The organism is Mycolicibacterium houstonense (genome assembly GCF_900078665.2).
Lineage (GTDB): Bacteria > Actinomycetota > Actinomycetes > Mycobacteriales > Mycobacteriaceae > Mycobacterium > Mycobacterium houstonense.
The window spans coordinates 3,723,157-3,747,764 of sequence record NZ_LT546207.1 but is presented as its reverse complement, the minus strand read 5'-3'; the positions used below and the strand labels follow the sequence as shown (position 1 = coordinate 3,747,764).

Here is a 24,608-nt window from a genome sequence, read left to right as displayed (position 1 = left end):
CCGTTCTTGAACGGTGACGTCCTGCGATCATGCCGAGGAGCGGTACCCCATGCGGAAGGTTAGCTTCGTTCGCGGTGCGCTCGCCGTGACGTTGACCGCCGTGGTCTTCGCGGCCGCATCAGTGGCCTGCGCCGCGCCCGCCGCAGAAGGCGGATCAACCCGCGAGTGGGGATACTTGCCGTTGCCGGACGGTACCCGGATGCGGTATTCGGTGCTGTTGCCTGCCGGGGCGGGTCCGCACCCGGTGCTTGTTGAGTATGACGGGTACTCAGCGGGTTCCGATCCCGACATCGGTCGACGGTGGACGTCGCGTGGTTACGCCGTCGTCGGCGTCAATGTTCCCGGAACGGGTTGCTCGACCGGTGACGACAGGATCTTCGATGACACGGTGGGCGCGGCGGGCGCCGCAGCGGTGGAATGGGCTGCAAGACAACCGTGGTCGACCGGGCGAGTGGGCATGATCGGATATTCGTACTCCGGATACAACCAACTGTGGACCGCCGCCCAACACCCCAACGGCCTAGCAGCCATCACCCCCAGCAAGAACGTCGCAGACCCGTACCGCGACGTCGGCTACCCGGGCGGCATTCAAAACGTCGGCTTCCCCGCCGGATGGTGGAATGAGTTTCCGGCAATTTGGACCCGAGCCGCCGAGATGGCAGCAGCACTCGACGGGGACGCCGAATGCGCCGCGATCGCCGAGCAGAACATCGCCAAGGCACGGCGCCCAGATTTCGACCTCGAACAGTGGCTCAACACCGACCACTTCTACGGCCGGCGCTACGCCGAGAAGAGCGCATACCTTCGTGTGCCTGCCATCGATGTCCCGGCTTTCGGCACGCAGTCCTGGCAGGACGAGCAAGTCGGCACCCGCGCAGGCTATTACGAAGAGCTGATCAACCCTGACACGATGTGGCTGGCCAGCTCCAACGGCGACCACCACACCGATATCACCTCGGCCGACATCGACTCGATGTTGCAGCGTTTTCTCGCCCACTTCGTCAAAGGCGAGGGCAACGGATTCGAGCGTGAACCGCGCGTGCGTCTGCTGCAGGAGATGCGGGCAGTCCGCCCTGGCGATCCCGAGTCGTCGATCGAGCCGGCCTCGATCGCAACCTTCGACCGGCTGCCCGTGAAGGTCGCGCCGATGCGGTTGTGGTTGCGTGAAGGCGGCGTCCTGAGCGACGTCCGGCCCGACGAACTGACCGGTGCGCCAGCCGATTACCGGTATCCCGTCGACGGACCCGCGGTCAACGACCCGGACACCGAAGGCTGGCAACCGAGCGCATCCGACGGGCAGCTGACCTTCACCACCGCCGCGTTGCCCGCTGATCTGAGCTTCTACGGTGCCGGTTCGGCAGATCTGTGGCTCAGCTCGACCGCCACGGACACCGACGTCCAAGTGACCGTGTCCGAGGTGCGTCCCGACGGCACCGAGATGTTCGTCCAACGCGGGTGGCTGCGCGCATCGTTGCGAAGCCTCGACCGCTCCCGCACCACCGAGCTACGCCCGTGGGGCGATTTCACCGAGCCCTCGGCGCAACCGCTGGTGGCCGGGCAACCGGCCTTGCTGCGCATCGAGATCAACAAGTTCGCGCATGTGTTTCGCGCCGGGTCGAGCATCCGCATCACCATCGATGCGCCATCGCGTACCGGCTACTGGGTGTTTGACAAGCTGCCGACTCCCGCAACCAACACCATCTGGACGGATGCGCTGCGGCCTTCGAGCGTGGCACTCGGGTACGTGCCCTACCCGCATGCGCAAGCCCTTCCCGATTGCGCGTCGACCGTTCGCCAGCCCTGCCGGGCGAATCGGCACGCCGTCCCGTCGGGCATCGGGCCACGTCCACCGATGTGACGCACCATGTCTCGCTGACGGAAAATATGGAGAAATTTGAAATGAAGATGCCGTCGCTAGCCCTCGCGCTTCCGATCATTACGGTGGTGGCGGGTGTGTCAATCCTTTACTGGGGAGGAGCGGGCATCGGTTCAGCGCCCACGGATGCGGTGGCTGAACGCCAGATCTGGCAGTCGAATGGATACGGGCACATCCTCGATGTGAATGGCGATTCCGTCGATATCTACAGCTCCACGACGGACAGCTTGGTGCCTTTCGGGAAAGGGCACATCGAGAACGGCGGAGACCTGTATGTAGACCAAACTTTCGCCGCAGACCAGGAAGATCAAGAATTCTTCCTGGGCCGCTTCGTAGACGGGGCAATGACCGACCAACTGGGGTACACGAAGACCTACCGTCGACTCGACCGTCTGCCGGTGACGAAGTACAGCGGATTTTCCGAGGATCCGGTCCGGAATTTCGAAGTGTTTTGGCAGTCCTACCAGGAACAGTTCAGCTTCTTTCCTGTCGTGAAACTCGACTGGGAAGGCATCTATCGTGAATACCGTCCGCAAGTCACCCCGGCGACCACAGCTCAGCAATTGCAGGAAGTCCTTCGGGCCATGATGCGTAGGTTGCACGACGGGCACAGTGTTCTGTTCAGCGGCGACGAGGTCTTCATGTCGCATACAGAATCGCTGCGAGAGCAATTTTTTCAGGAGAATCGAGATGCCATCGCCCAGAACATTCGCGAGCAGTACATCGAGGGCGGGCTGACGAGCACGCTGGACGGCCGAATCGAATATGGCCGGACGAGAAGCGGTGAAGGATATGTAAATCTGCTGGAGTTCGATGTTTCCGATCCGCGGAAAGTGGAACAGGCGCTCAACCACATGGTAGGTGACCTGCATAACTGCCGGAATTTCATCGTCGACCTACGCTTCAACCGCGGTGGCGAAGACTTCTTCGGCATCAAGGTAGCGGGCCTCTTCACTGACGAACGAAAGCTCGCGTATCGCAAGCAGGCAAGGGTCGGCGGGTATGACGAGTTCTCTGAACCGGCGTCCATCTACATCGAACCCGCCGCTAACGGACTTGCGGCGGATAAAGTTGTGGTTCTGACGAGCCCCCTGACCGTCAGTGCGGGTGAGACCGCGACCATGGCATTGAACGAACTCGACCAGGCGGTCACGATCGGTGAACAAACAGCTGGCTTCTTCTCAGATATGTTGTTGAAGATGTTGCCGAACCGACAGTTGTTCTCGCTCAGCAACGAGCGCTACACGACGGCGACCGGTGTGAACTACGAGCAGCTTGGCCTGCCGCCCGATGAGCAGATCACGACTACACAGGCCGATGTGGCCGCGCTGCGAGATCCCGTGATGGACAGGGCGTTGGAGCTGTCGAAGGGGACACGCTGATAGCTCGGCCTGCCGTGGCAACGACGTCGACCAGCGCGATGTGGATGGCCGAGGCGAGGAGTAAGAGCACTGACGAACATCGTTGCCACACACCGCTCTCTGCTGAGCCGTCTGCTGCCCGGCGATAACCCCGACGCCCTGTCGGTACGCCAAGGGCAATTCCACACCGTGGTCATCGGATCAGATCGCGTCGTGTGTTTTCCCCGCACCCGGGCAGCCGCTGGCCGGTTGCCCAGGCGGGCGGCCTCACTGCGCACACTTGCCGGCCTCGACCTCGGCTTCCGCACACCCGAGCCCCTGCTCCAGGGTGAGGCCCACGGCGGCAACGGGACACCATTCTTGGTGCTCACCCGGATCCCCGGGCAGCCCCTCGAAAACGACGCACTCGACGACGAACGAGTGGCCGAAACCGTGGCGGCACAATACGTCACCCTGCTGAGGGCTCTGTCCCGAGCCGGCGCCGATGCGACAGCGCGAGCAGTGCTCCCACAGAACCGGGAAGACCGGTGGCATCAGTTCGCCGAAAGCGTCAAGGCGGAGCTGTTCGGGCTGATGTCCCACAGTGGGCGGCTACGGGCGCAGCGAGAACTCGCAGCACTCGACAAGCTTCCACACCTCACGCAAGCTGTGGTACACGGCGACCTCGGTGCCGAGAATGTGGTGTGGGTATGGCAGAACGGCATGCCGCACCTTGCCGGAGTCCTCGACTGGGACGATGTGACCCTCGGCGACCAGGCCGAGGATCTCGCGGCGATCGGTGCCGGCTACAGCCGCGAGTTCCTGAATCGAGTGCTGACCCTCGGTGACTGGTCAAACCGCGCGCTGCTGGCCCGTATTGCCGCGATCCGCGACACATTCGCTCTGCAGCATGCCCTCTCGGCGATTCGCGACGGCGACGCGGAAGAACTCGCCGACGGGCTGGCGGACTACCGCTGAGCTACACCTGGGGCGAAAACGGAGTCCAGTCATGCCGATGCGCCGCGGAATCCTGATCGGATCGGCTAACTAGTACGCGTCGGCGGCTTGGCCGTCCCAGAGCCGCGGCGCGCTGCCAACAGTGCGATAACACCGATCGCCAACACCAGCCAGCCGCCGGTTACTGGAAAGTAGATGAGTGTCAACGGAATTCCCATCGCCACCAGGAACCATCCGACGCTCGCTGGTATGCGACCGGTTTCTATCACGGCGTAGCGTGTGAGCGCCCCGATCGCCAGTAATGCGATACCGCCCATCATGAACCAGACGCTGGCGTCACGGGCGAAATAATCGGCGCTGTCAGTGTCGACAACGGACGCGACAACACCGTCGCGAATGATATTGGCCCATTCGTTGGGCTGAACCAAACCGTAGGCACAGTGAATGATGGCCGTCGCGATGATCAAGCGCGGCACCCACATTGCGAGCACGTCCTGTTCTCCTTCGTAATCACCACATGCTGTTGAGCTGCTAGAGGGCATGCCGTCTTTCGAAGTTGGCAAGCCCGTACACGGCTCCTAATCGGGATCGTCGGTATGGGATCTGTTCAGCTGGAACGGTCTTCAGGTGCACGGCCGAGGATGAGGTCGGCCGCGTTGGCCACGACCTCGTCGCGAGTGCGGCCGGGATGATCGGCGGCCAGCAAGTGCCGGCCTATGGCCGTGCAGAATGCCAGCAGGCAGCGGGCCTCGACTTCGTCGGGGTCGGGGCAGAACGTGCTGATCGCCTCTCGCAGGAGCTGCATGCGCCGGTTGTCAACGCGTCGAAGGCGTTCGGCGACGTCCTCGTCACGGCGGGCCCAATCGCGGATCGCCAGGTCGATGGCAAGCAGGCGGTCGGTGGCGAAAGTAAGTTGCCCGGCCAGCCGGACCTGGTCGAGAACGTTCTCCTGTCCGTCCTGAACATGGCGAATGACCTCGTCGACGCATTCGCGCTCCCATGTGCTCAGCATCTCGGTCAGCAGCGCGCCGCGGTCTGCGAAATAGCCGTAGAACCCGCCCCTGGTCACACCAAGAGATTTGGCCAACACGTCGATGCGCACGGCGTCAACGCCATGCGCCGCCAGCATCGTCAACCCCGCCTCGATCCACTTTTCACGTGGCGTACGTAGTGTCCCCACTGGACTGATGCACCTCGCCGTCGTCGCAGGCCCTCCCGTCATAGGATGGTGGCCAGGGGTTATACAGTACTGTATAGATCCTGGTGGCGACGGGCGACGAGCATTGGAGTTCCAAATGATCAGATGGGCCGGTTGGCTGATCGTGTTCTTCGGTGCGGCGCACACTGTGGGTGCGCTGACGATCGAAGGCGCTGCGCGTTATCTGGGAGAGTGGTTCGGTGGTGCGCTGCGGCATGACGACCTGGCCAATATGAGTGCGGCCAACAGTGCATTCTGGCTTTCCGTCGACAGCTTCGGGATTCCGCTCGTGTTGGTCGGCCTCATGGTGCTGTGGCTGCACCGCCGAGGCATCACGCCCCCATCGTTTGTTGGGTGGGTGCTGGCGGCCTGGGCAGTCGTCGGCGCTGTGGTCCTGACGTTCACGCCCTGGCCGATACTCTTGGTGGCATCGGGTCTGCTGCTGGCTGGGGTGCGTCGGGCTCACGCATCCGAGACTCAGTGAGTATGGCGGAAAATGCCTGTCTCGCAGCGCAGCTGGAGCTGTCTACCTCGTGGAGCGCCGCTTGCTCCGCGGGGAATCCGGAACAGCCGAATGTGGGCTGGTTGCGGGCGTGTCGAGTGATTCCGCGTACTGGAGGGCGATTTCGGCTGCGCGGTGCATCGCGGCGCGGGTCTGCTCGGCCGATTCCCCCCGTTGGAGGCTGTTGACGGCGGCAGCACTGATGGCACCGGTCAGCGCACCCACGATGCTGGCGGCGACGGTGTCATCGAGCGTTTCCGGGTACGCGTCGCGCAACGCCGCGGCGATCCGGGTCTGAGCGGTGAAAACTGTGTGCAATACCCGGGATTGAACTGCGGGCGTGGTCACCACGAGCTGGGCCCGGAGCGCAGCTACCCCGTTCACCAGGTCGCCACTAGCCGTGTTGGCGATCATGGTCCTGGTTACGTCTTCCAGCACCTCGCGTATCGACATGCCGGGTCGTCGTTCCTCGACTGCCCGCACGGCCAGGTCGGTCCTCATGCCGGCGTCGCCCAGCAGGACGTCCTCCTTGGTGGGGAAGTGCAGGAAGAACGTGCGTTTGCTGACGTCGGCGGCTTCGGCGATGTCGGCCACGCCGGTCTGGTCGTAGCCCCGTTCGGTGAATAGGCGGACGGCGGCGTCCACCAGTGCTTGCCGGGTGAGTTCCTTCTTGCGTTCGCGACGTCCGAGTTCGTCCGGCATGAGGACAGAATAATGCGCTCGCACCATCAATACACTAAGTGCAATAGTACACTCAGTGTAACGATGGCGCTGGTGGCAGAGAGGAGACGGGACTTGTGACGGGCGAACTGACTGGACGGACAGTGCTTGTGACCGGGGCGGGCCGCGGGATCGGTCGGTCCGAGGCGCTGTATCTTGCGGCCGCCGGCGCGAACGTGGTGGTAAACGACCCGGGCGTGCAAATCGATGGACACGGGGGCGACGAACGCGTTGCCGCCGCGGTGGTCGATGAGATCCGCGCGCGGGGCGGGCGCGCGGTGGCAGATACTGGCAGCGTCACCGATTGGGCGGATGCCCGGCGCATGATCGACCTGGCCGTGGCGGAATTCGGCGACCTGCACGCGGTCGTCAACAATGCCACCATCGAGGTGAACAAGGGCCTGGAAAGGTTGTCCGAAGCCGAATTTGACGACGTCGTCGCCGTCAAGCTGAAAGGCACCTTCGCCGTGAGTCGCTGGGCCACGGCGTATTGGCGCAGTCGGGTGGATGCAGGAGTGCGCGCCGACCGCGCCATCGTCAATACTGCGTCGGGTTCGGGCCTGCTCAATCCGCTGCCCACGCAGACGAACTACGCGGCGGCGAACGCTGGAGTCGCGGCGATGACCATGGTGCACGCGTTGGAACTGCGGCGGCTGGGGGTCCGAGTCAACTGCGTCAGCCCGTCGATGGTGCGCAGTCGATTGACGAACTCGGTTCCCGGCATGGACCAGAGACCGTCAGACGGGCAACTGGACCCGAAGGACCCGATCGTGGTGGCTCCACTCGTTGCATATCTGGTCAGCGAGGGGTGCCCACTGACTGGCCAGGTCTTGTCGGTGCGCGGCGGATCGATCACGGTCAACCACGGCTGGACGCGTGGTGCGCAGATCAACAAGGACGCCGGACTTTGGACGGTTCCCGAACTGGCGGAGAACTTGACCGCGTTGCCGCTGGAGGACCCGTTCGACCGGTTGGCGTCCGCGCTCGGAGGCGCGTTAGGTGGCCAGGGCCGCGACGACTTCGAGGCGATGGTCAACGCCGAGCTTGACAAGCGCTGAGCGACAGGGCAGTTCGGAGGCGACAGGACCAGCCGTGACACCGCGGCGGACCTTTATGCGAAGGAGGCGCAGGCCTGAGAAGCTACTGCGGGTGGTCCCGCAGCCAGGTGAGCACCTGTTGGGCGTGTTCATTCGGTGGAAAGATTGGGTAGAAGACATGCTCGATCACACCGGCGCGGACCACCAGGGTCAGTCGTTTGAACAGTCGGTTGCCACCGGCCTCGAACGTGGGCAGCCTGAGCGCGTCGGCCAGAACGAAGTCGGGGTCGGACAGCATGTCGAATGGGAGCGAAAGACGTTCTGTCACTTCGGATTGGTAGGCGGTGTCCTGGCTGGACAACCCGAAGACCCGTCCGGCGCCGGCTTCCAGGAGATCGCGGAAGTGATCGCGGAATCCGCATGATTCGGGGGTGCATCCCCGTGCCCCGGGGATCGAATCCCACCCGTCCGGAAGGTCGGTGCCCGGCCGGCCGGTCAGCGGATAGATGTAGATGACGGTGCGCCGGTCGCCCAGCATGTTCAGGCCGATGGTCTTGCCGGACGTACTCTTCAGTGCGATTGCCGGCATCGTGGTGCCGATCAAATGGTCTGTGGCGTGGTCGTCTTCGGGGACGGGGAGATCGGCCGGCAACGTCAGATAATCGGACGCGTCTTTACTGTTGGTGCCGCTCCGCGATGCTGCCACGTTCAGGGCAGTGATCAACGTCGAGCGTTTCGCGGAGAGTTCTTCGATGCGCTCGGTGAGGTCGTCGATGACGTCGCGATAGCTCGCCAGGGAAGACGGGCATTCGTCGGAATGCGCGCGCCCGGCAGCCAGACATTCGAGGAACGGCCGGGTCCGTTCGACCGGGATTCCCAACCGGTGCAGTGACTTGATCTCGTCGACGAGACGGACGTCGTCGAGGTCGTAGACCCGGTAGCCGTTCGCCAAACGGTCTGGGCTGATCAGGCCCAACGACTCGTAGTAGCGAACAGCCTTGGTGGTCACGCCGGTGCGCCGCGCCAGCTCGCCGATCGTCATGTCGCTCATGTCGACAACGCTAAACCTTGCCCCTTGGGGCAAGGTCAAACGGAATCGGCCGGTGGGCCCAGTTAGTTGCTGGACTCCGACGGCGCGGGCGTCACCTCATTGCCGCCGGAACCCTTGACCGAGGCCTTCGCCCGGTTCTCGGCTCGCACCGCCCTCTTGCCGCGCACGAACCCGGTCGGCGAGATCGTGGCGGACAGCAGCGCATCCTCGCCGCTGACGAACGGGTGGAAACCCACCCCGGCCCCGCCGCGGCCCTTGACCGGAATATCGGCGACTTCGGTGACCTTCCAACCCTTTTCGGAGATCGACAGGATGGCCTCGCCGTTCTGGCATGTGACGGGCAGCGCCGCGATCACGGTGTCCTCCGGATCGCCTGCCACCAGCTTCACCCCGGCCACACCGTTGCCGGCCGCACCCTGCGGGTTCACCGCGGCCGGATCGATGCGCAGGATCTTGCCGCGGCGCGTCACCAGCGCCAGGTGATAGCCGTCCGGGAGCACCCCGGAGCACAGCAGCCCGGTGATATCCGGCGCCACCGGTATGTCGCGGATCTTGAACGGCAAGCCGTTGCCGGTGGTGAACTTGACCCGTCCGTCGGTCCACACCGCCCACCCCAGACCCGAGGTGAGCAGCTCTCCGTGGCTGTCGGAGAACACCCCGCGGTCATCGAGGCGCCAGGCGGCGTTGACCTTGCGCTCGCGCGGACCGTCCTCGTCGGCGCCAGAGGTCACCGGCGTGGCCTCGGCATCCAGCACGGTGCGGCGGTCGAATTCGGGCCCTTTGAACAGTTTGGCGGTTTCGACCAGTTCCTTGTCGATCACGGTGCGGCGGGCGTCCGGGTTGGACACCAGTTCGGTCAGCTCGGCGAACTCGGCGTCCAGTTTGTCGGCCTCGGCCTGCAGCTCGATCACATCGAGCTTGGTCAGCCGTCGAAGCTGCAGCGCCAGAACGTAATTGGCCTGCTCTTCGTCGATCTTGAACTGCTGTTGCAGACCCTGACGGGCGTCGTCGACGGTGTCGGAGGCTCGGATGATCGCGACGGCTTTGTCAATGTCGAGATGGATCTTCATCAGGCCGGCCACCAGATGGCGCCGGGCGGTGACCTTCTCCAGCCGGTACTCGCTGCGGTGCAACACCACCGAGTCACGCAGGTGCAGGAACGCGCCGATCAGCTCGCGCACGTTCCACCAGCGTGGCACCCGATCCTCGTCGAGCGCGACCAGGCTGGCGGCGAACGTCGACTCCAGCGGGGTCAGCGCCAGCAGTTGCTCCCGGATGGTCTCGGCGCTGTGGCCGCGCTTCGCGGTGACGACGATCCGCAGCCCGTTGCGGCGGTCGGTCAGGTCCGACATGTCGGCCACACCCGACAGCTCACCTGATTCGACCAGTGCCCGGATCCGGTCCTGCACGGTGTTGCTCGCGACACCGGGCGGCAGCTCGGTGATCACGCAGTTCTTACCGTCGACGGACACGGTGCCGCGCACGGTGAGCTGGCCACGTCCGGTGGTGATGTACTCCCGTAGCCCGGCGGTGCCGACCACGGTGGCCCCGCAGCCCCAGTCGGGGCCGGGGATGAGCTTCACCAGCCGGTCGTCGGTCATGTTCGGGGTTTTCAGCAGCGCCCGGCAGGCGGCCATCACCTCGCGCGGGTTGTGCGCGGGCACCTTGGTGGCCCAGCCCTCGGCGATGCCCACCGCACCGTTGCACAGCAGCACCGGCCACTGGGCCGGCAGCATCGTCGGTTCGGTCCATTCGCCGTCGAACGTCGAGACCATCGGCACGGCGTGATCGTCGAGTTCGGCGGTCAGCGCCGCACCCGGTGCGGACAGCCGCATTTCCGTGTAGCGGTCGGCGGCCGGGATGTCGCCCTGAATGCGCGGGAAAGCGCCTTGCCCGTCAATGACTTTGACGCGCTGGAACTCTGCCGCCATCAGTGCCGCGGCGCCGTACATCGAGGCGCCGCCGTGCGGATGCAGGTTGCCGGTCACCGCCGAGCAGATCTTCGACGATTTCTGCGGCTTGTTGCCAGGGAACAGCTTCGAATCGTGCATCTGGTACAGCAGCCGGCGCTGGCCCGGCTTGAGTCCGTCGAACGCCGACGGGATCGCGCGGTCGCTGACGCTGTAGAGCGCGAACGTCAGCTGGTAGTGATTCCAGTAGTCGTCGGCGCTCTGGTCGAGCACCAGGTCTTGGTTCTGCTCTGGAACGTCCAGGGTGGCGGTCACGGTATTTCTTCCTAGGTGAGGTCCAGTGCGGAGGTGTCGACGCGGGAGGCGACATCAGCCATCCACGTGCGCCGGCCTTCCGGTGGCCCGCCGAACAGGGTGTGATGCAACTTCTTCTCACTGTCGTCGGGGTGCACCCGAATGACGGTGCGGCGCTGCGGATCCAGCACGGTGTTCCAGAAGTCGTCCGCGTCCATCTCGCCCAGACCCTTGTTGCGCTGCACCTCGACCTTGCGCTTGGAGGTGGCCTTCAGCTGGGCGACGGCGGTGTCGCGCTCGGACTCGTCCTGACAGTAGATCCGCTGCGTACCGTCCTTGACGACGAACAGCGGCGGCAGCGTCACATAGACCATCCCGGCCTCGACCAGCGGGCGGTAGAAATCCAGGAACATCGAGATCAGGCTGGAGTTGATGTTGCCGCCGTCGGGGTCGGCGTCGGAGGCGAACAGGATGCGGTCGTAACGGCACTGCTCGGGGTCGCAGCTGTCGCGGATTCCGCAGCCCAGGATGCGCTCGATCGAATCGAATTCGTCCTTGGCGCGCGCCTTGCTCACGGCGAAGCCATAGACGTTGGGCGGCTTGCCTTTCAGCGGGAATGCCGCCTGGAAGGTGGCGTCGCGAGCGGCCTTGATGGTGCCCAGTGCGGAGTCGCCCTCGCAGAGGAACAGCTCGGCGCCCGATCCGCGTCCGGTCTCCCGGCTGGGCAGCAGTTTCGGCGGCAGCGACAGATTGGTGCCCAGTCCCTTGGCCTTGGATGCCGCGCGGGAGCGGGCCTTGGCGCCTTCGGCGCTGCGGCGGGCGCGGGCCGATTCCAGCGCCAGCTTGGTCCACAGCGACACCGCATCTCCGTTGGCGGGGTTGGCCGCCCAGATGTTCACGCTGCGCGCCACGTCCGGGGCCATCGCCACATTCAGTGACCGCGAGGACACCGCGGTCTTGGCCTGGGAGTCCCACGCCACGTCCGGGGCGCGGGTGTCCACTGCCAGCGCGGTGACCGCGGCGAAGTCCTGTGGCTCTGGGCCGTCCTCACCCTTGGCCAGGCCCAGATCGCGGATCCGGGATGCGCGGTCGGCCAGCGCCTCGGACAGCCCCTTCATCGCGGCGGTGAGGTGCGATCCGCCGTTGGGGGTGCGCACGGTGTTGCAGAACGCGGCCACGGTCGCCGGTTCGGCCGGTCCCGCGGTCAGCGACCAGCGGAACGGGGTCGGGCCGCGGCCGGTGGTGTACTCGCCGCGGCCCTCCACGACGGCCCGCACGACGGGCCACGGCTTGCCTGCGGTGGTGCACCTCAGGTCCAGCAAGGGGTCGCTGCCCCACGGAANGGTGTCGCTGCCCCACGGACCGCTGAACGGCTCCAGCAGCGCCGGCGGAATCTCCTCGCCCGGCCAGCCGTCGTCGACCACGACCAGGTGCACGCCCGGCGACATCCGGGCCGCGGCATGCGCCCGCAGCAGGACCTCGCCGATGTCCACGGTGGAATCCGGCACCACGGCCGTGTCGAACAGGATGCGCACCGTGGTGCCGTGCGCATCGGGCTTGCGGTTGCCGGTGCCGCGCAGTTTCTGCGTGTCGGCGCGCGTGAACGGGGCGTCCGGGTCGAAGTCCTTGCCTTCGAACGTCCCGGGATAACCCCGGCCGAAACACTGCACGTACGTCTTCCCGGCCCGGCGCACCGTCACGTCGGTCCGTGCGGAGATGAACACCGCCGCCGCGGCGCCGATGCCGTTGAGGCCGGCGCCGGTGCTGGCCGCATCGGTGTGGGCGGAGAACTTGCCGCCGGCCCGCGCGGTGCCGAGGGTCTTGACGATGCCGTTCTTCCCGGTGGCGGGGTCGGAGTCGACGGGCAGACCGCGGCCGTCGTCGGCGACGCTCACCGATCCGTCGGCGTGCAGGGTGATGGTGACGGTGGACCCGCCGTGGCTCGGGTCGGCGACCTCTTCGATGGCGTTGTCGACCAGCTCACGCAGCGCGGTGTTGAGTACGTCAAGCCCCAGGTTCACCGCCGGCCGCAGCCGCGTGTGCTGGACATCGTCGAGCTCGGTGATGTCTGAGGCGTTGTAACTCACTGCTGTCCCTTCCAACCAGGCCGCTCCGGTTGGCGGGCGGCCGTAAGCATTGTGCCTTGGCAGACAGACAGCCACCCACCACCACGGCCACGGGTGTCGCCGGTGACGCGTGATTTGCCTAACTCACGAGGTCAGCCGCCCAGGCCGGGTCAGGCGGTGTCGAGGTCGGCTTTGGTCAAGACAGCGTGAACGGTCAGTCCGACGTCACCCAGCACAGTGGCGGGATCGGGGCTTCGGTTGATCGCACAGATGACGGTCGAGACGGTGGCGCGTTCGCGGCGCAGCGCCTCGGTGGCGTCCCTCACGGCGCCGCCGGTGGTGATGACGTCCTCGACGAGGGTGATCGTCCTTCCGTCGATGTCGGCGCCTTCGGCCAGCCTGCAGGTGCCGTAGGTCTTGGCGGCTTTTCGGACGAACAGCGTTGGTATCCCAGTCAGTTGGCTCAGCACTGTGGCCAGTGGAACACCGCCGAGTTCCAGGCCGCCGAGCAGATCGGTATCAGCGGGGATGAGCGGAACCATGGCCTCGCACACGCGGCGGAGTAACCGCGGGTCTGACTCGAACAGGTACTTGTCGAAGTACTCGTGCGAGATCTGGCCTGACCGCAGCTGAAATCGTCCCTGAAGGCGGCAGGCGCGGTTCACGTCGCGGGCGAGCAGTTCGCGGTCCATGTTGTTCATGGTGCCGCAAAAATCGCTGGTACCTGGCCTAACGCGGTACTACCGTGACGGCGTGGCCGATCACTGCGACGACTATGTTCTGCTCGCCGGGATGCAGGAAGCATCCACGGCGAGTTTGTCGTGCGCTGGCACGGCCGGCGCCGAAGGCGTCACATGGCCCACGTTCTTCCTCCGGTCGCTTCGTCGACCGACTTCGACCCGACCGATGGGTGTGAGCGCAGGCCGGAAGCCGGGGCCACAAAAACAATCTCATGAATATCTCAACCTCGCTGTTGTCGCTGGCAGGGACGTCGCCTGACGTCGCTGTAGTTCAGCGCGCCCAATTTTGTTGGTAAACAACATGATTCGGCGAAAAATGCACTCGACAACCCCTTCTCGGCGGCGCATGCTGTTTCCAGCAAAGCGCACGACCAACGTGCACTGCGGCGTGGCGGGGCTGAATGCCTTGTCCTGCCGGTACTTGAAAACTTCATAGTGATGGCATCCGCGCTCGTGGCGGAACTGGAATACGCGCCCGGCTCAGACCCGGGTGCCCACACGGGCATGCAGGTTCGATTCCTGCCGAGCGCACTTGGATGGGGTCGTTGGTGAAATCGTGTATCACTCTTGGCTTTTACCCATGAGTTCCGGGTTCGAGTCCCGGGCGACCCACCGAAGAGTCGCACGCGCCGTTAGCTGAGTTGGGATAGCACCAGACTCTTAATCTGGGGACGGGGGATCGAAACCCTCACGGCGCACCGATGTTCATGCTCTGCACAACATCGACGGATGTAGCTCAATTGGAAGAGCAGCGGTCTCCAAAACCGCAGGTTGAGGGTTCGAGTCCCTCCGTCCGTGCCAACGGGATGTGGCGCAACTTGGGAGCGCACCTGGTTTGGGTCCAGGAGGTTGCACGTTCGAATCGTGCCATCTCGACCACATTGGCCCCCGTAGCTCAGCGGGAGAGCGCCTCGCTTACAACGAGGATGGCGGGAGTTCGAATCTCCCCGGGGGTACGTCGACAACCTGTCCGCGACGACAACGAGAAAGGAGGCACGCGGTCATGAAGCACTTTCGCCAACACAGAAGCCGTCAACGAATTGTGACGGTGTACAACGCCGACTACCGCGTGCTGAGCCACGTGACCTGGCAGGAGGCCGTTCGGCTGCTGCTGCGGGGCTCGGTCTACGTGATCGAGCGCCACGACCCCGTGGTCCACATCCAGAGCCCGTCGACGGTCATCGAACTGCCCGTGTCGGTCGCACTGCGCGAATACGTCCACGTTCCGCACCGGCCTCGTGCTCGGGCGGCGCGGATAGGTGTGCTGGAACGCGATGGCTACATCTGCGTCTACTGCGGTGGGCACGGTGACACGCTGGACCACGTGGTGCCCGAGTCGCGCGGTGGCCAGAACACGTGGCTCAATCTCGTCGCCGCGTGCGCTCCGTGCAACGGGCGCAAGGGCAATCGCACTCCCGAAGAGGCCGGGATGCGACTGCTCTGGGAGCCCTACGAGCCCCGCGACCGAGACCGCTACCGCGTGCCGGAGATGGCCTGATCGACAAGCGGTTCGCCCGGCGGGGCGGGCGACCAGATCAAACGGGAGTCGTCCGCCCCGCCCCTACCTGCGTGCGGTGACGACGGCGTGTCACGGCTGGCTGTAAACCAGTTGCTTCGGCTCAGGGGGTTCGAATCCCTCCGCGCAGACCACTTTCCTTGCCCGCTAGCGCAATTGGTAGCTGCGTCTGGTTCTGAGCCAGAAGGTTTCAGGTTCGAATCCTGAGCGGGCAGCGTTGATATCTTTGACCCGTGGTGTAACTGGCAGCATGGCTGGTTTTGGTTCAGCCGGTTCAGGTTCGAATCCTGGCGGGTCAACGAGGGTGGGGAGACAGGTTCGCATCCCGTTCGTCACCTCACCTGTGTCCATGCCCCTGTAGCTCAATCGGACAGAGCGTCGTCCTCCGGCGGCGAAGGTTGGCGGTTCGAGTCCGTCCAGGGGCGCGGCACGCGATGCCCGCGTAGCTCAGACGGAGAGAGCGCCTGTTTACGAAGCAGGAGGTAGCTGGTTCGAGTCCGGCCGCGGGTGCCCACAAATCCGAATTTTTTAGAACACGTTCCAGTTTTCTCGGTACGGTGGCTGCATGACCGAGGGGGTTACGTCCGAGACGTACAAAGAGCTTTCGCACGATGGGGTGGAAGCCCACAACAACCGCATGATCGCCTCGCTCCGAGCCAACGGCGGCGTGCTTCCCGGTGTCCCGGATTCGGAGATGCGAGTGCTGATCCTGACGATCCAGGGGGCCAAATCGGGCAGACAACGGCTGACGCCGTTGGGTTACATCGACCATCAAGGGCGCCGTTACGTCGCTGGCTCGAACGGCGGGCAGGAGACCCCGCCGGCGTGGATCTTCAACGTGCGGGCCAACCCCTCGGTGACCGCCGAAGTGGCCGGCGAGTCGTTCGCCGCCACCGTCCGGGAACTGGACACCCACGAACGTGACGAGATCTTCGCTGTCCTGGTGGAGAAGCACCCATTCTTCGGCGAGTACCAGGCAGCCATGCGCCGCACCATTCCCGTCTTCGAGGTGGAGCGGGCCGGCGAATAGGACAGAACGCGAACGGGCATAGCAGTAGGGCAGGCCAACACCATACGAAGGTGAGGAACCACCCATGACAATCTCGGCTGACGATGTGCGACGGCTGCTGGCCTCAGATGTTGCCGACGCCGTGCTGGTGCTCGTTCAGGGCCACACCGAGGTGGTGTCCGCTGAACAACTCGAGTCTGATGAGTACCGCGGCGCAATGCGGGTGGCCGCCCGTTCGGATCTGATCGAGCAGAGCCGCGGCGCGCAATTGTCCGAGGAACAGCTGGCCGAAGAGGCCGCCAAGCTGGACTCGGCCGTATCGAATCTCGGTGCCTGAACGGCGCTTTCGGGTATCAGTCGGCGCCGGAGCCCGGCCCACCGGTTTCGGCGGGGTCGTCGGCGCCCTCCGCCTGGTCAGGCTGGGGCCGTAGGCGCTGCGGCTGCATCATCTCGGGATCGGCATCTGGATCGTATTCAGGGTCCTCGCCGGTGCGATCCGCATCTTCGGTATCCATCTGGCCTCCTGCTCGGCGCTTCGCCGGGGCATACCCGAACACCGGCCCGGCAAACCTGGCACGTACCGCGGTAAGGGATTGCCTGAGCTGACCCGAACCGTACTGTCGGAAACGTGTCGATCCGCGAGCTGATCGTGCTCGGTACCGCCAGCCAGGTGCCCACCCGCCACCGCAACCACAACGGGTATCTGTTGCGCTGGGACGGCGAGGGCCTGTTGTTCGACCCCGGTGAGGGCACCCAGCGACAGCTGCTGTTGGCAGGCGTCGCCGCCAGCAGCGTCACCCGGTTGTGCCTCACCCACTTCCATGGTGACCACTGCCTCGGCGTTCCCGGGGTCTTGCAGCGTATGTCGCTGGATCGCGCTCCACATCCGCTGCGGGCGTACTACCCGGCCTCGGGGCAGCAGTACTTCACCCGGCTCCGGCATGCCAGCGTCTTCCACGACACGCTCGACGTCCGCGAGCATCCGGTCGAGGCCGACGGTCCGGTCGCCGAGGGCGCCTTCGGCCGGCTTGAGGCACGTCGGCTCGATCATTCGGTGCCGTCGATCGGCTACCGGCTCATCGAGCCCGACAGCCGGCGCATGGTGCCCGAGTTGTTGGCACGGTTCGGCATCGCCGGACCAACCGTCGGGCAATTACAGCGGACCGGGGAGGTGAACGTCGGTGGCCGGCGGGTGCCGCTGTCCGAGGTGAGCGAGCCGCGACGGGGACAGCGAGTCGCCTTCATCATGGACACCCGATTGTGCGACGCGGTCTTCACGCTGGCCGAGGATGCCGACCTACTGGTGATCGAGGCGACCTTCCTCGACTCGGATGCCGAACTGGCCTCGCGCTACGGGCATCTGACCGCACGACAGGCCGGGCAGGTCGCCGCCGCTGGAGGAGTGCGACGGCTGGTGCTCACGCACTTCTCCCAACGGTACGAGGATGCCTGGCGCCACCGTGACGAGGCGGCGGACGTCTTCGACGGCGAGGTGATCGCGGCCGAGGACCTGATGCGGATCCCGGTTCCCCGGCGGGCGTGACGGCTGCTCGCTGCCATGCCGCTCGCCTACTTGTCAGAGTGTCAACAATTCCACCGGATTCGTTACATTGCGTAATCCTTGCCTGGTGGGCGGGCCACCTAAGGTCTCCGGTGTGCGCGATCACCCGTTGAGGGGACGGCACTGCAAAAGAGTCAGTTCGTCTGTAGAGGTTGCTTCATGAGTGGTGTTTTTGAGCGGCTGGCAACTGCCATGTACATCGCGATCACGGCTGCGTTCTTGGGGCTGGCATTCTCGGCCCTCGTCGCCGTCCTCATCGCTGCCGCACCTCTGAAGCTCTTGGCGTTGATCGACAGGTAAAACTGATCCCGGACCAACGCTGACCAGCGTCGGCCCGGGATCCCGGACTCTGGCGGCAGGGCTGGGCATGCCGCTCGGGCGACCGAGCCAGAGACCCCTCATCGATCGGGTGAACCTTCGGTGGCGTTTGGGCGTACTCCTACGGGTACTGACCCGACACACAGAGGTAGGTCGCTCATGGTTCGCAGATCGGTGGTTTCTCCTTCACGGCGGAGTGGTGTGGTCACTCGGCGGAGCGTCGTCCTCGGTATCGCGGCCGTCGGCGGTTTCCTGGCTGCAGATCTCGGCGCGGTGCTGTACGCCCGCGGGCCGCTCGGATCGCGGGGACGGTTAACCCCGCAGAAGTTCGTCGACGCATTCCACGAGGTCGCCGGAGTCCATCCCGGCTACCGGCTCAATCATGCGAAAGGCGTTGCGGTCAGCGGGTTCTTCGAGAGCAACGGTGCCGGGGCGGAAGTTACGAAGGCTGCCGTTTTCCGTACCGGCCGGACCCCGTTGGTCGGGCGGTTCTCTGTGCCGGGTGGTAATCCCACGGTGGCCGACACCGTCAATGCTCCGCGCGGGCTGGGTCTGGTCATGGGATATCCCGGTGACGGGCAATGGCGTACCGCGATGCTGAACCTTCCGGTATTCCAAGACAATTCCGTACAGGGATTCTACGATCGGTTGCTTGCCTCTCGGCCGGTGCCCGGCACCGGTAAACCGGATCCCGAGGCTATGGCGCATTTTCTGGCCGTGCATCCCGAAACCGCGCGCGCCATGACGGCGATCAAGCGGCAACCGCTCACCTCGGGCTTTGCCGACAGCACCTTCCGGGGGCTCAACGCCTTCTACTTCGTGAACGCGGACGGCGACCGCACACCCGTGCGCTGGTCACTGAGCCCGATGCGTGAGGTGAAGCCTCCCGGCAAATCATCGAACGACCCGAACATGTTGTTCGACACCGTTATTCGCGACATCCGCACCGGGCCCCTGCGGTGGCGGTTACTGGTGACGGTCGGTGAGCCGGAGGACGATGTGCGCGACGCGACCATCGCCTGGCCGGCCGATCGACGCACCATCGACACCGGGACGGTGGTGCTCGACTCCATCGCGACAGAGGCGGCCGGGAACGGCCGCGATGTCAACTTCGACCCCATGGTGCTGCCGGACGGGATCGAGCCCTCGGAGGACCCGCTGCTGCCCGCTCGCTCGGCGGTGTACGCGGCGTCGTTTCGCCGACGCGCCGGGGTCGCCGGAGCCGTCCCGCAGGTCGAGGCACAGCAGGTCGAGCAGTGATCGCATCGGCGCCAAGATCCGGCTCCCGCTACGCTTCCGGGACTCGCGTTCTGCATTGGTTGGCCGCAGTGCTCGTGTTCAGCACGCTCCTGGCCGGGTTCGTCCTGGCCAACGCCCTTGCGGACTACGCAGTGCTCCTCAGCGTGCACAAGGTGCTGGGCACACTCGTGTTCGTGGTGTTCGTCATCCGCGTGATCAACAGGCTCATCGATCGTGGGCCGGCCCTCCCCGTGACTGTCGGCCGGGTCGAGCGCGTCGCGATCATCGGCTCCGAGCTCGGCATGTACGTATTGCTGTTGGCGCAGCCGCTGCTGGGGTGGGCGATGGTGTCGGCGAGTGGGGTTCCGGTCGTGTTGGGCGGCGCGCTTCGGCTGCCATCGATCGCCCCCGTGGACGCTGAGCTGTTCGGATTGCTTCGCAACGGCCACTCGGTCGTGGCGTATGCGCTGGTCGTGATGATCGCCGCACACGTGTCGGCGGTGCTCTTACACACCCTGGCACTGCGTGATGGCATGCTGCGCCGAATGACTTTCGGGCGCGGTGAACCACTTGAGCTTCGCCGGCGTACGTAAGGCCGTGGATATCAATCGGATGAGAAGAACTGTTGGTGCAGCCCTATTTTCCGCGGGCGTGGTGGCCGGACTCGCTGCGCCGGGCTACGCGAACGCCGACGAGCCGGTCAAACCGGGACCGATCCTCGCAAAACAGGCATCGGACTTGGGCGAGATCATCGTCGACGCCAGGGGAATGACGGTGTACGCGTTCCAAGGTGATACTCCCGCGAGCAGTGGATGCGTCGAGGGCTGCCTGCAGAAGTGGCCCGTCGTCCTCGCCCCTGATCCCTTGCCGACGCACGTGGCAGGGGTTGACGGAGTATTGGGTGTGTACCTACGTCCGGATGGCACCCGCCAATTGACCTTGAATTCACACCCGCTGTACACGTTCGTCAAGGACAAGGCGGTGGGGCAGCACAACGGTGTCGGTAAGGAATTGGGGAACTCAAAGTGGGGGATTGTGCAATCTGACGGGCTCCCGCGGTACTGAACGTGCCGAACCGTCCACGAGGTCGCCGATCGTCGGCCGCACAGCGTGAACGTGCGGCTGACGACCGGCTCTTGACCATGCTGTACACCCTTCACGGCGAGGCGGTCCGGCGATTCGTCGCCGGCCATGTCGTCGATGCACAGCACCGTGAGGACGTCGTGCAGGAGACGTTCGCGCGGGCATGGAAGAACATCGACCAGATCGACGCGGCAGAAGGCAATCCCAGATCGTTCCTGTTCACGGTTGCCCGGAACGTCATCGTCGATCAATGGCGGCGAAGGTCACGGCGAGGCGAGGTGCTTGTCGACACGGATATTGCACTGCCTACCGCCGACGCCGTCAACAAGTCACTGGAGCGGATCGTCATCGGTGAATCCTTGCAACGGTTGTCCCCAGAACATCGCGAGGTGGTCAAGGCGCTGTACTTCGACGACCTCACTCTTGCTGAAGCCGCGGATCGGCTCAATGTTGCTGTGGGTACCGTGAAGTCACGCAGTTACTACGCAGTGCGCGCATTGCGAGCGGTGTTCGACGAGATGGGGCTGCTGTGATCGACGAACCTCATATTCTTCTCGGCGCTTATATCCTCGGCGGCCTCGACGCCGAGGAACGTGGGCGGTTCGAGGCGCACCTCAAAGAATGCGCACAGTGCCGCGCCGAAGCCGCGGATTTCGCGCCGCTGCCGGCTCTCCTGGGCAAAGTCGACCCGGCAGATCTGGATACCGACACGACCGAGGACGGGGAGTCGGAACTGGCTCTGCGCGACATGCTCGCCGCCCGACGTGCGGCAGCGAACCGTCGCGTCCGCCGCCGGGTAGTGCTGGCCGCGTGTGCCGCCGTACTCGCCGTCGTCGCACTTGTGTTGGTCATTCCGCGCGGCCAGCCGATCCCGCCGGGTACGGGCACCTTCACCATGCATTCGGTAGCTGCCGCCGGCGCCTCCGGGTCGGTAACCCTGACGCCGAAGCCGTGGGGAACCGCCATCCTGCTCGACCTGAAACAGTTGCCACCCGACGGCGTATTCACGCTGCGGACGATGGACGACAGCGGTGCGATGCAGCCCGCGGCCACCTGGGCGGCAATGCCCAACGGGGCCGGAATCGTCGAAGGGGCAACATCCATTCCGATGCCGAAGCTCCGAAAGCTGAACATCGTCGACGCCAGCAACACTGTGCTGGCCAGCCTGGAACGGTGAACGGGCAAGCGTCGGCGCGACCGAGAAAGCGGGTGTTGGAACCGGCACGATGATCCATTGTCGACGGCGCCCTGACCAACTAGGCCGGGGCGCCGTTCGCATGTCTGAAGCGAAGTGGCGGTATCCGGCAGCGAGCGCAATCGTCATGTCGATCCAGCGTCGTAGCCATGTTCCGACGGCGGGGAAGTCTCATAGATTTCCAGCCTGAACTCAGGGATCAGGCGCCGACGCGGAGGTGACATGGCGAACGAAGACCAGCAGGGGCACAACGTAACGCTCAAGCGCGTACTCACGCTGCGGTATCTGGTCGTTTTCGGACTGGCCTATCTGGCCCCGACGGTGGTCTTCAACTACTACGGCATCATCACCAGCCTCACCGGCGGAATGATGGCCCTCGCGTACGTAATCACCACTGTCGTCATGTGTTTCACCGCCTATAGCTACGCCAACATGGTCAAGGCGTTCCCGGTGGCCGGCTCGGCCTACACGTATGTGCAGAAAGCGGTCAGCCCGTGGCTCGGTTTCTTCACCGGCTGGGTCATGCTGGTGGACTATCTGCTGCTGCCGATGGTCTGCTATCTGCTGGTCGGCATCTACCTGAACGAGTTCATGCCTGCGGTGCCGGTCTGGGTGTGGGTTGTCGCCGCCGCCACCCTCGGTGCGTGGACCAACATCGTCGGCGTCAAGGTGACCGGGCGCATCAACACCGTGATCATCGCCGCCCAGGTCCTGTTCTCGGTGGCCTTGATCGGTTTGATCGGCTTCTACGTGGTGCGAGGCGGAGGCAGCGGGACGCTGTTCTCCCCGGCCGCGCTGTTCGATCCGCAGACCTTCGACTCGGGCAACGTGTTGTTGGCGGCGTCTATCCTCGCGGTGTCGTTCCTCGGATTCGACGCCGTGTCCACCATGGCGGAGGAGACCGTCGACCCCGCCAGGACGGTGCCGAGAGCGATCATGATTGTCCCGATCGCCGCGGGCACCGGATTCGCCATCATCTCGTACTTCACTCAGATCGCTTGGCCGGCTGCCAATTCGGAGATAGCGAACCCGGACGCCGGTATCTTCGAGCTGCTCACCAGAGTCGGCGGAACCACGTTGTCCACCGTATTCCTGGTAACCGACAACCTGGCCAGCCTGATCTGTGCCATGGCTGGACTGGCGGCCGCGTCGCGCATCCTCTACGGAATGGGCCGGGACGGCGCACTGCCGCGGCGGTTCTTCGGCTCGCTCAATACGCGGTTCCGCACGCCGGTCAACAACATCGTGCTCACCTCGGTGATAGCGCTGAGCGCAGTGCTATACGCCGACAACCTTACTGGTGCAGCATCTTTGATGAGCTTTGGTGCGCTCACCGGGTTCGTGCTCGTCAACTACTCGGTGATCAGTCACTATTTCATCCGCAATCGGCGGCGCCAAGGTGCGGACATGCTGCGCTTCCTGATCCTGCCGGCCGTCGGCGTCGCCGTGAGCCTGCTGCTCTGGCTCAACGTCGACAACTCGGCCAAATTGCTGGGGCTGAGCTGGCTGGCTCTGGGCGTCGTCTATATCGCCTTCACCACCAAGGGGTTCCGGAACCCTCCGGTCACGTTGCGTCTGGAGGACGCCGCCCGCGAAGACCCCGAGGACAACCACACACCACTACGGGAGGCCAGTACATCGTGAATGTCGACACCAATTTCGCTCTGCTATCTGTGACCGTCGTCGATGGCCGCGGCGGAGATCCGGTCCCGGACCAGGCCGTGGTTGTCCGGGATGGACGGATCGACTCGGTCGTCCCGATGGCGCAGTACCGACGCTGCGACGACATCACCGAACTGGACCTCGACGGTCACTACGTGATGCCGGGGCTCATCGATGCCCATGTCCACCTGTCCGGCGGCCGCGCGCAGATCGACGACCAAGAGTTGGGGGTGATCGCCGAGCCGAAGTTGATGCGGGCGGTGCGCTCGGTGTACGAGGCGCAGCAACTGCTCAAGCGCGGATTCACCACCGTGCGTGACATCTCTTGGAACGGACTGTATCTCAAACGGTTGTTCTTCGAGCAGCAGATCCCCGGCCCTAAGGTCATCGCCTGCGGCCCCGGCCTTACCCGCACCGGCGGCCACGCCGACCTGTTCCAGTTCACCCCTGAGTATGTGCGGGAGAACGGGGTGTGGGGCCTGGTTGCCGATGGCCGTGACGAGATAGTCAAGGCGGTCCGCTTCCTTCTGCGCGAAGGGGCCGACGCGATCAAGATCTGGGCGAGCGGCGGGGACAACTGGCCGCACGACCGCAACGGGGACGTGCATTACTCGCTGGAGGAGATGCGAGCGGCTGTGGAGGAGGCACACCGCCAGAAGGGCACCATCGTGCTGTGCCATGCCGAAAACCGCGAGGCGATCCAGATGGCGGTCGACGCCGGCTGCGACACCATCGAACACGGCGAGGACATCGACGAACAACTCGCCCGCCAGATGGCCGAGCAGGGCACCATCCTGGTGCCGACATTGCAACTGATCGTCAACTGGTATCGGGATTTCATCCCGGTCGGTGAGGCAGCCCAGCCCAAGACGCGACCCGACGCCTTCTTGTACCGCGACCACTATCACCACCACGACGAGGCCTTCGGCGAGGAATACAGCAAGCGTGCGGTCGAGAGCTTCCAGACGGCGAAGGCCGCGGGGGTCAAGATCGCGCTGGGTTCCGACACCGTTTACGAACCCCTCACCAAGTACGGCGAATACAGCGCCCTCGAATTTCGCGCCCTGGTCCAACACGGGCTGACCACCAGCGAGGCCATCACCGCGGCAACGCTGACGGGTTCGGAGGCCGTGGGAATGTCTCACGTGCTCGGCACCGTGGAGTCGGGCAAGCTGGCGGACCTGCTGGTGTTGCGGCGTGATCCGACCGAGGACCCCATGGTCGTCTACGACGCCTCGAACATCTACCTGACCTTCTGCGACGGCAGGCTGACGGTGGAGAACGGTCAGTTCGTTTGGTAGTGGTTTGTCCGGGCGATACGCTGGGCGCTCCGG

The 24,608-nt window shown here is 64.8% G+C and carries 25 protein-coding genes and 11 tRNA genes; 28 read left to right on the top strand and 8 right to left on the bottom strand.

The annotated features are described in order from the left end of the window. Nucleotides 1-49: 49 nt before the first annotated feature. The 3 genes from BN4332_RS18740 (at nucleotide 50) to BN4332_RS18730 (ending at nucleotide 4,194) form a co-directional block, all read left to right on the top strand. Nucleotides 50-1,858, top strand: a complete 1,809-nt coding sequence (locus BN4332_RS18740; protein ID WP_066900682.1) for a CocE/NonD family hydrolase — start codon at nucleotides 50-52, stop codon at nucleotides 1,856-1,858. Continuing rightward, complete coding sequence (locus tag BN4332_RS18735; RefSeq protein WP_066900489.1) at nucleotides 1,855-3,258, top strand: S41 family peptidase; 1,404 nt, start codon at nucleotides 1,855-1,857, stop codon at nucleotides 3,256-3,258. Before BN4332_RS18740 ends, BN4332_RS18735 begins: the two co-directional genes overlap by 4 nt. A 78-nt stretch (nucleotides 3,259-3,336) precedes the next feature. Beyond that, complete coding sequence (locus BN4332_RS18730; protein ID WP_074133112.1) at nucleotides 3,337-4,194, top strand: phosphotransferase family protein; 858 nt, start codon at nucleotides 3,337-3,339, stop codon at nucleotides 4,192-4,194. A gap of 65 nt (nucleotides 4,195-4,259) precedes the next feature. On the opposite strand, the gene BN4332_RS18725 is transcribed toward BN4332_RS18730, so the two are convergent. Together BN4332_RS18725 and BN4332_RS18720 are read right to left on the bottom strand one after the other, a co-directional pair. Next, nucleotides 4,260-4,655: a DUF6463 family protein gene (locus BN4332_RS18725; protein WP_066900485.1), complete on the bottom strand. Its 396-nt coding sequence runs from the start codon at nucleotides 4,653-4,655 to the stop codon at nucleotides 4,260-4,262. Between the two features lie 125 nt (nucleotides 4,656-4,780). Continuing rightward, the gene (locus tag BN4332_RS18720) at nucleotides 4,781-5,395 is read right to left on the bottom strand and encodes a TetR/AcrR family transcriptional regulator (RefSeq protein ID WP_200820314.1); all 615 of its coding nucleotides are present in this window, start codon (nucleotides 5,393-5,395) and stop codon (nucleotides 4,781-4,783) included. Nucleotides 5,396-5,468: 73 nt separating this feature from the next. Between BN4332_RS18720 and BN4332_RS18715 the strand changes: the two genes are divergently transcribed. Further along, a complete protein-coding gene (locus BN4332_RS18715) occupies nucleotides 5,469-5,855 on the top strand; it encodes a DUF6463 family protein (protein ID WP_066900481.1) in 387 nt (128 codons plus the stop codon). Nucleotides 5,856-5,897: 42 nt separating this feature from the next. Here the strand turns inward: BN4332_RS18715 and BN4332_RS18710 are convergent, their stop codons facing one another. After that, a complete protein-coding gene (locus tag BN4332_RS18710) occupies nucleotides 5,898-6,575 on the bottom strand; it encodes a TetR/AcrR family transcriptional regulator (RefSeq protein WP_066900479.1) in 678 nt (225 codons plus the stop codon). Between the two features lie 95 nt (nucleotides 6,576-6,670). Here BN4332_RS18710 and BN4332_RS18705 point away from each other — a divergent pair, with 95 nt between their 5' ends. Further along, nucleotides 6,671-7,651 (top strand): SDR family NAD(P)-dependent oxidoreductase, encoded by a 981-nt coding sequence (locus tag BN4332_RS18705; RefSeq protein WP_066900477.1) that lies wholly within the window; start codon nucleotides 6,671-6,673, stop codon nucleotides 7,649-7,651. Nucleotides 7,652-7,733: 82 nt separating this feature from the next. Here the strand turns inward: BN4332_RS18705 and BN4332_RS18700 are convergent, their stop codons facing one another. The 4 genes from BN4332_RS18700 to BN4332_RS18685 form a co-directional block, all read right to left on the bottom strand. Next, nucleotides 7,734-8,672 carry a MerR family DNA-binding transcriptional regulator gene (locus tag BN4332_RS18700; RefSeq protein ID WP_066900678.1) on the bottom strand — a complete coding sequence of 313 codons (939 nt, stop codon included), beginning with the start codon at nucleotides 8,670-8,672 and terminating at the stop codon, nucleotides 7,734-7,736. Between the two features lie 71 nt (nucleotides 8,673-8,743). Continuing rightward, on the bottom strand, nucleotides 8,744-10,906 hold the full coding sequence (locus BN4332_RS18695) for a DNA gyrase subunit A (protein ID WP_066900475.1): 2,163 nt from the start codon (nucleotides 10,904-10,906) through the stop codon (nucleotides 8,744-8,746). An 11-nt stretch (nucleotides 10,907-10,917) separates the two neighbouring features. Next, nucleotides 10,918-12,972 carry a toprim domain-containing protein gene (locus BN4332_RS18690; protein ID WP_066900473.1) on the bottom strand — a complete coding sequence of 685 codons (2,055 nt, stop codon included), beginning with the start codon at nucleotides 12,970-12,972 and terminating at the stop codon, nucleotides 10,918-10,920. Between the two features lie 149 nt (nucleotides 12,973-13,121). Continuing rightward, on the bottom strand, nucleotides 13,122-13,643 hold the full coding sequence (locus tag BN4332_RS18685; protein ID WP_066900676.1) for an orotate phosphoribosyltransferase: 522 nt from the start codon (nucleotides 13,641-13,643) through the stop codon (nucleotides 13,122-13,124). Nucleotides 13,644-14,138: 495 nt separating this feature from the next. Between BN4332_RS18685 and BN4332_RS18680 the strand changes: the two genes are divergently transcribed. From BN4332_RS18680 to BN4332_RS18620, 14 genes are all read left to right on the top strand, one after another. Continuing rightward, nucleotides 14,139-14,222 (top strand) — tRNA-Leu (locus tag BN4332_RS18680). 8 nt (nucleotides 14,223-14,230) lie between these two features. Then, nucleotides 14,231-14,303, top strand: a tRNA-Lys gene (locus tag BN4332_RS18675). 14 nt (nucleotides 14,304-14,317) lie between these two features. Further along, nucleotides 14,318-14,389, top strand: a tRNA-Lys gene (locus BN4332_RS18670). A gap of 27 nt (nucleotides 14,390-14,416) precedes the next feature. Continuing rightward, nucleotides 14,417-14,492 (top strand) — tRNA-Trp (locus BN4332_RS18665). 1 nt (nucleotide 14,493) lies between these two features. After that, nucleotides 14,494-14,570, top strand: a tRNA-Pro gene (locus BN4332_RS18660). Nucleotides 14,571-14,575: 5 nt separating this feature from the next. Then, nucleotides 14,576-14,647 (top strand) — tRNA-Val (locus BN4332_RS18655). Nucleotides 14,648-14,694: 47 nt separating this feature from the next. Next, the gene (locus BN4332_RS18650; RefSeq protein ID WP_066900471.1) at nucleotides 14,695-15,189 is read left to right on the top strand and encodes an HNH endonuclease; all 495 of its coding nucleotides are present in this window, start codon (nucleotides 14,695-14,697) and stop codon (nucleotides 15,187-15,189) included. A 67-nt stretch (nucleotides 15,190-15,256) separates the two neighbouring features. Beyond that, a tRNA-Tyr gene (locus BN4332_RS33270) sits at nucleotides 15,257-15,341 on the top strand. 7 nt (nucleotides 15,342-15,348) lie between these two features. Further along, nucleotides 15,349-15,422, top strand: a tRNA-Gln gene (locus BN4332_RS18645). 12 nt (nucleotides 15,423-15,434) lie between these two features. Next, nucleotides 15,435-15,506 (top strand) — tRNA-Gln (locus tag BN4332_RS18640). A gap of 52 nt (nucleotides 15,507-15,558) precedes the next feature. After that, nucleotides 15,559-15,632, top strand: a tRNA-Arg gene (locus tag BN4332_RS18635). Nucleotides 15,633-15,643: 11 nt separating this feature from the next. Continuing rightward, nucleotides 15,644-15,717, top strand: a tRNA-Arg gene (locus tag BN4332_RS18630). A gap of 55 nt (nucleotides 15,718-15,772) precedes the next feature. Then, the gene (locus BN4332_RS18625; RefSeq protein WP_066900469.1) at nucleotides 15,773-16,237 is read left to right on the top strand and encodes a nitroreductase family deazaflavin-dependent oxidoreductase; all 465 of its coding nucleotides are present in this window, start codon (nucleotides 15,773-15,775) and stop codon (nucleotides 16,235-16,237) included. Nucleotides 16,238-16,301: 64 nt separating this feature from the next. Beyond that, nucleotides 16,302-16,553 carry a hypothetical protein gene (locus BN4332_RS18620; RefSeq protein WP_066900467.1) on the top strand — a complete coding sequence of 84 codons (252 nt, stop codon included), beginning with the start codon at nucleotides 16,302-16,304 and terminating at the stop codon, nucleotides 16,551-16,553. 16 nt (nucleotides 16,554-16,569) lie between these two features. Here the strand turns inward: BN4332_RS18620 and BN4332_RS33725 are convergent, their stop codons facing one another. After that, nucleotides 16,570-16,731, bottom strand: coding sequence for a hypothetical protein (locus BN4332_RS33725; RefSeq protein WP_096866940.1), 162 nt, complete (start codon nucleotides 16,729-16,731; stop codon nucleotides 16,570-16,572). Nucleotides 16,732-16,844: 113 nt separating this feature from the next. Here BN4332_RS33725 and BN4332_RS18610 point away from each other — a divergent pair, with 113 nt between their 5' ends. The 9 genes from BN4332_RS18610 (at nucleotide 16,845) to BN4332_RS18575 (ending at nucleotide 24,575) form a co-directional block, all read left to right on the top strand. Then, the gene (locus BN4332_RS18610) at nucleotides 16,845-17,759 is read left to right on the top strand and encodes a ribonuclease Z (protein WP_066900465.1); all 915 of its coding nucleotides are present in this window, start codon (nucleotides 16,845-16,847) and stop codon (nucleotides 17,757-17,759) included. Nucleotides 17,760-17,936: 177 nt separating this feature from the next. Next, complete coding sequence (locus BN4332_RS33265) at nucleotides 17,937-18,077, top strand: hypothetical protein (RefSeq protein WP_160110884.1); 141 nt, start codon at nucleotides 17,937-17,939, stop codon at nucleotides 18,075-18,077. A 219-nt stretch (nucleotides 18,078-18,296) separates the two neighbouring features. After that, entirely contained in the window at nucleotides 18,297-19,355 is a 1,059-nt protein-coding gene (locus tag BN4332_RS18605; protein WP_308208439.1) for a catalase family peroxidase, read from the top strand. Continuing rightward, nucleotides 19,352-19,927 carry a cytochrome b gene (locus BN4332_RS18600; RefSeq protein ID WP_066900461.1) on the top strand — a complete coding sequence of 192 codons (576 nt, stop codon included), beginning with the start codon at nucleotides 19,352-19,354 and terminating at the stop codon, nucleotides 19,925-19,927. The genes BN4332_RS18605 and BN4332_RS18600 overlap by 4 nt, the downstream gene beginning before the upstream one ends. A gap of 19 nt (nucleotides 19,928-19,946) precedes the next feature. Next, a complete protein-coding gene (locus tag BN4332_RS18595) occupies nucleotides 19,947-20,399 on the top strand; it encodes a COG4315 family predicted lipoprotein (protein WP_084459323.1) in 453 nt (150 codons plus the stop codon). A gap of 2 nt (nucleotides 20,400-20,401) precedes the next feature. Further along, nucleotides 20,402-20,950 (top strand): sigma-70 family RNA polymerase sigma factor, encoded by a 549-nt coding sequence (locus tag BN4332_RS18590; protein ID WP_264077797.1) that lies wholly within the window; start codon nucleotides 20,402-20,404, stop codon nucleotides 20,948-20,950. Further along, nucleotides 20,947-21,594 (top strand): zf-HC2 domain-containing protein, encoded by a 648-nt coding sequence (locus tag BN4332_RS18585; protein WP_066900455.1) that lies wholly within the window; start codon nucleotides 20,947-20,949, stop codon nucleotides 21,592-21,594. The genes BN4332_RS18590 and BN4332_RS18585 overlap by 4 nt, the downstream gene beginning before the upstream one ends. Before the next feature lie 240 nt (nucleotides 21,595-21,834). Further along, complete coding sequence (locus BN4332_RS18580) at nucleotides 21,835-23,256, top strand: APC family permease (RefSeq protein WP_066900453.1); 1,422 nt, start codon at nucleotides 21,835-21,837, stop codon at nucleotides 23,254-23,256. 29 nt (nucleotides 23,257-23,285) lie between these two features. Further along, nucleotides 23,286-24,575: a metal-dependent hydrolase family protein gene (locus tag BN4332_RS18575; RefSeq protein ID WP_066900451.1), complete on the top strand. Its 1,290-nt coding sequence runs from the start codon at nucleotides 23,286-23,288 to the stop codon at nucleotides 24,573-24,575. Nucleotides 24,576-24,608: the final 33 nt, after the last annotated feature.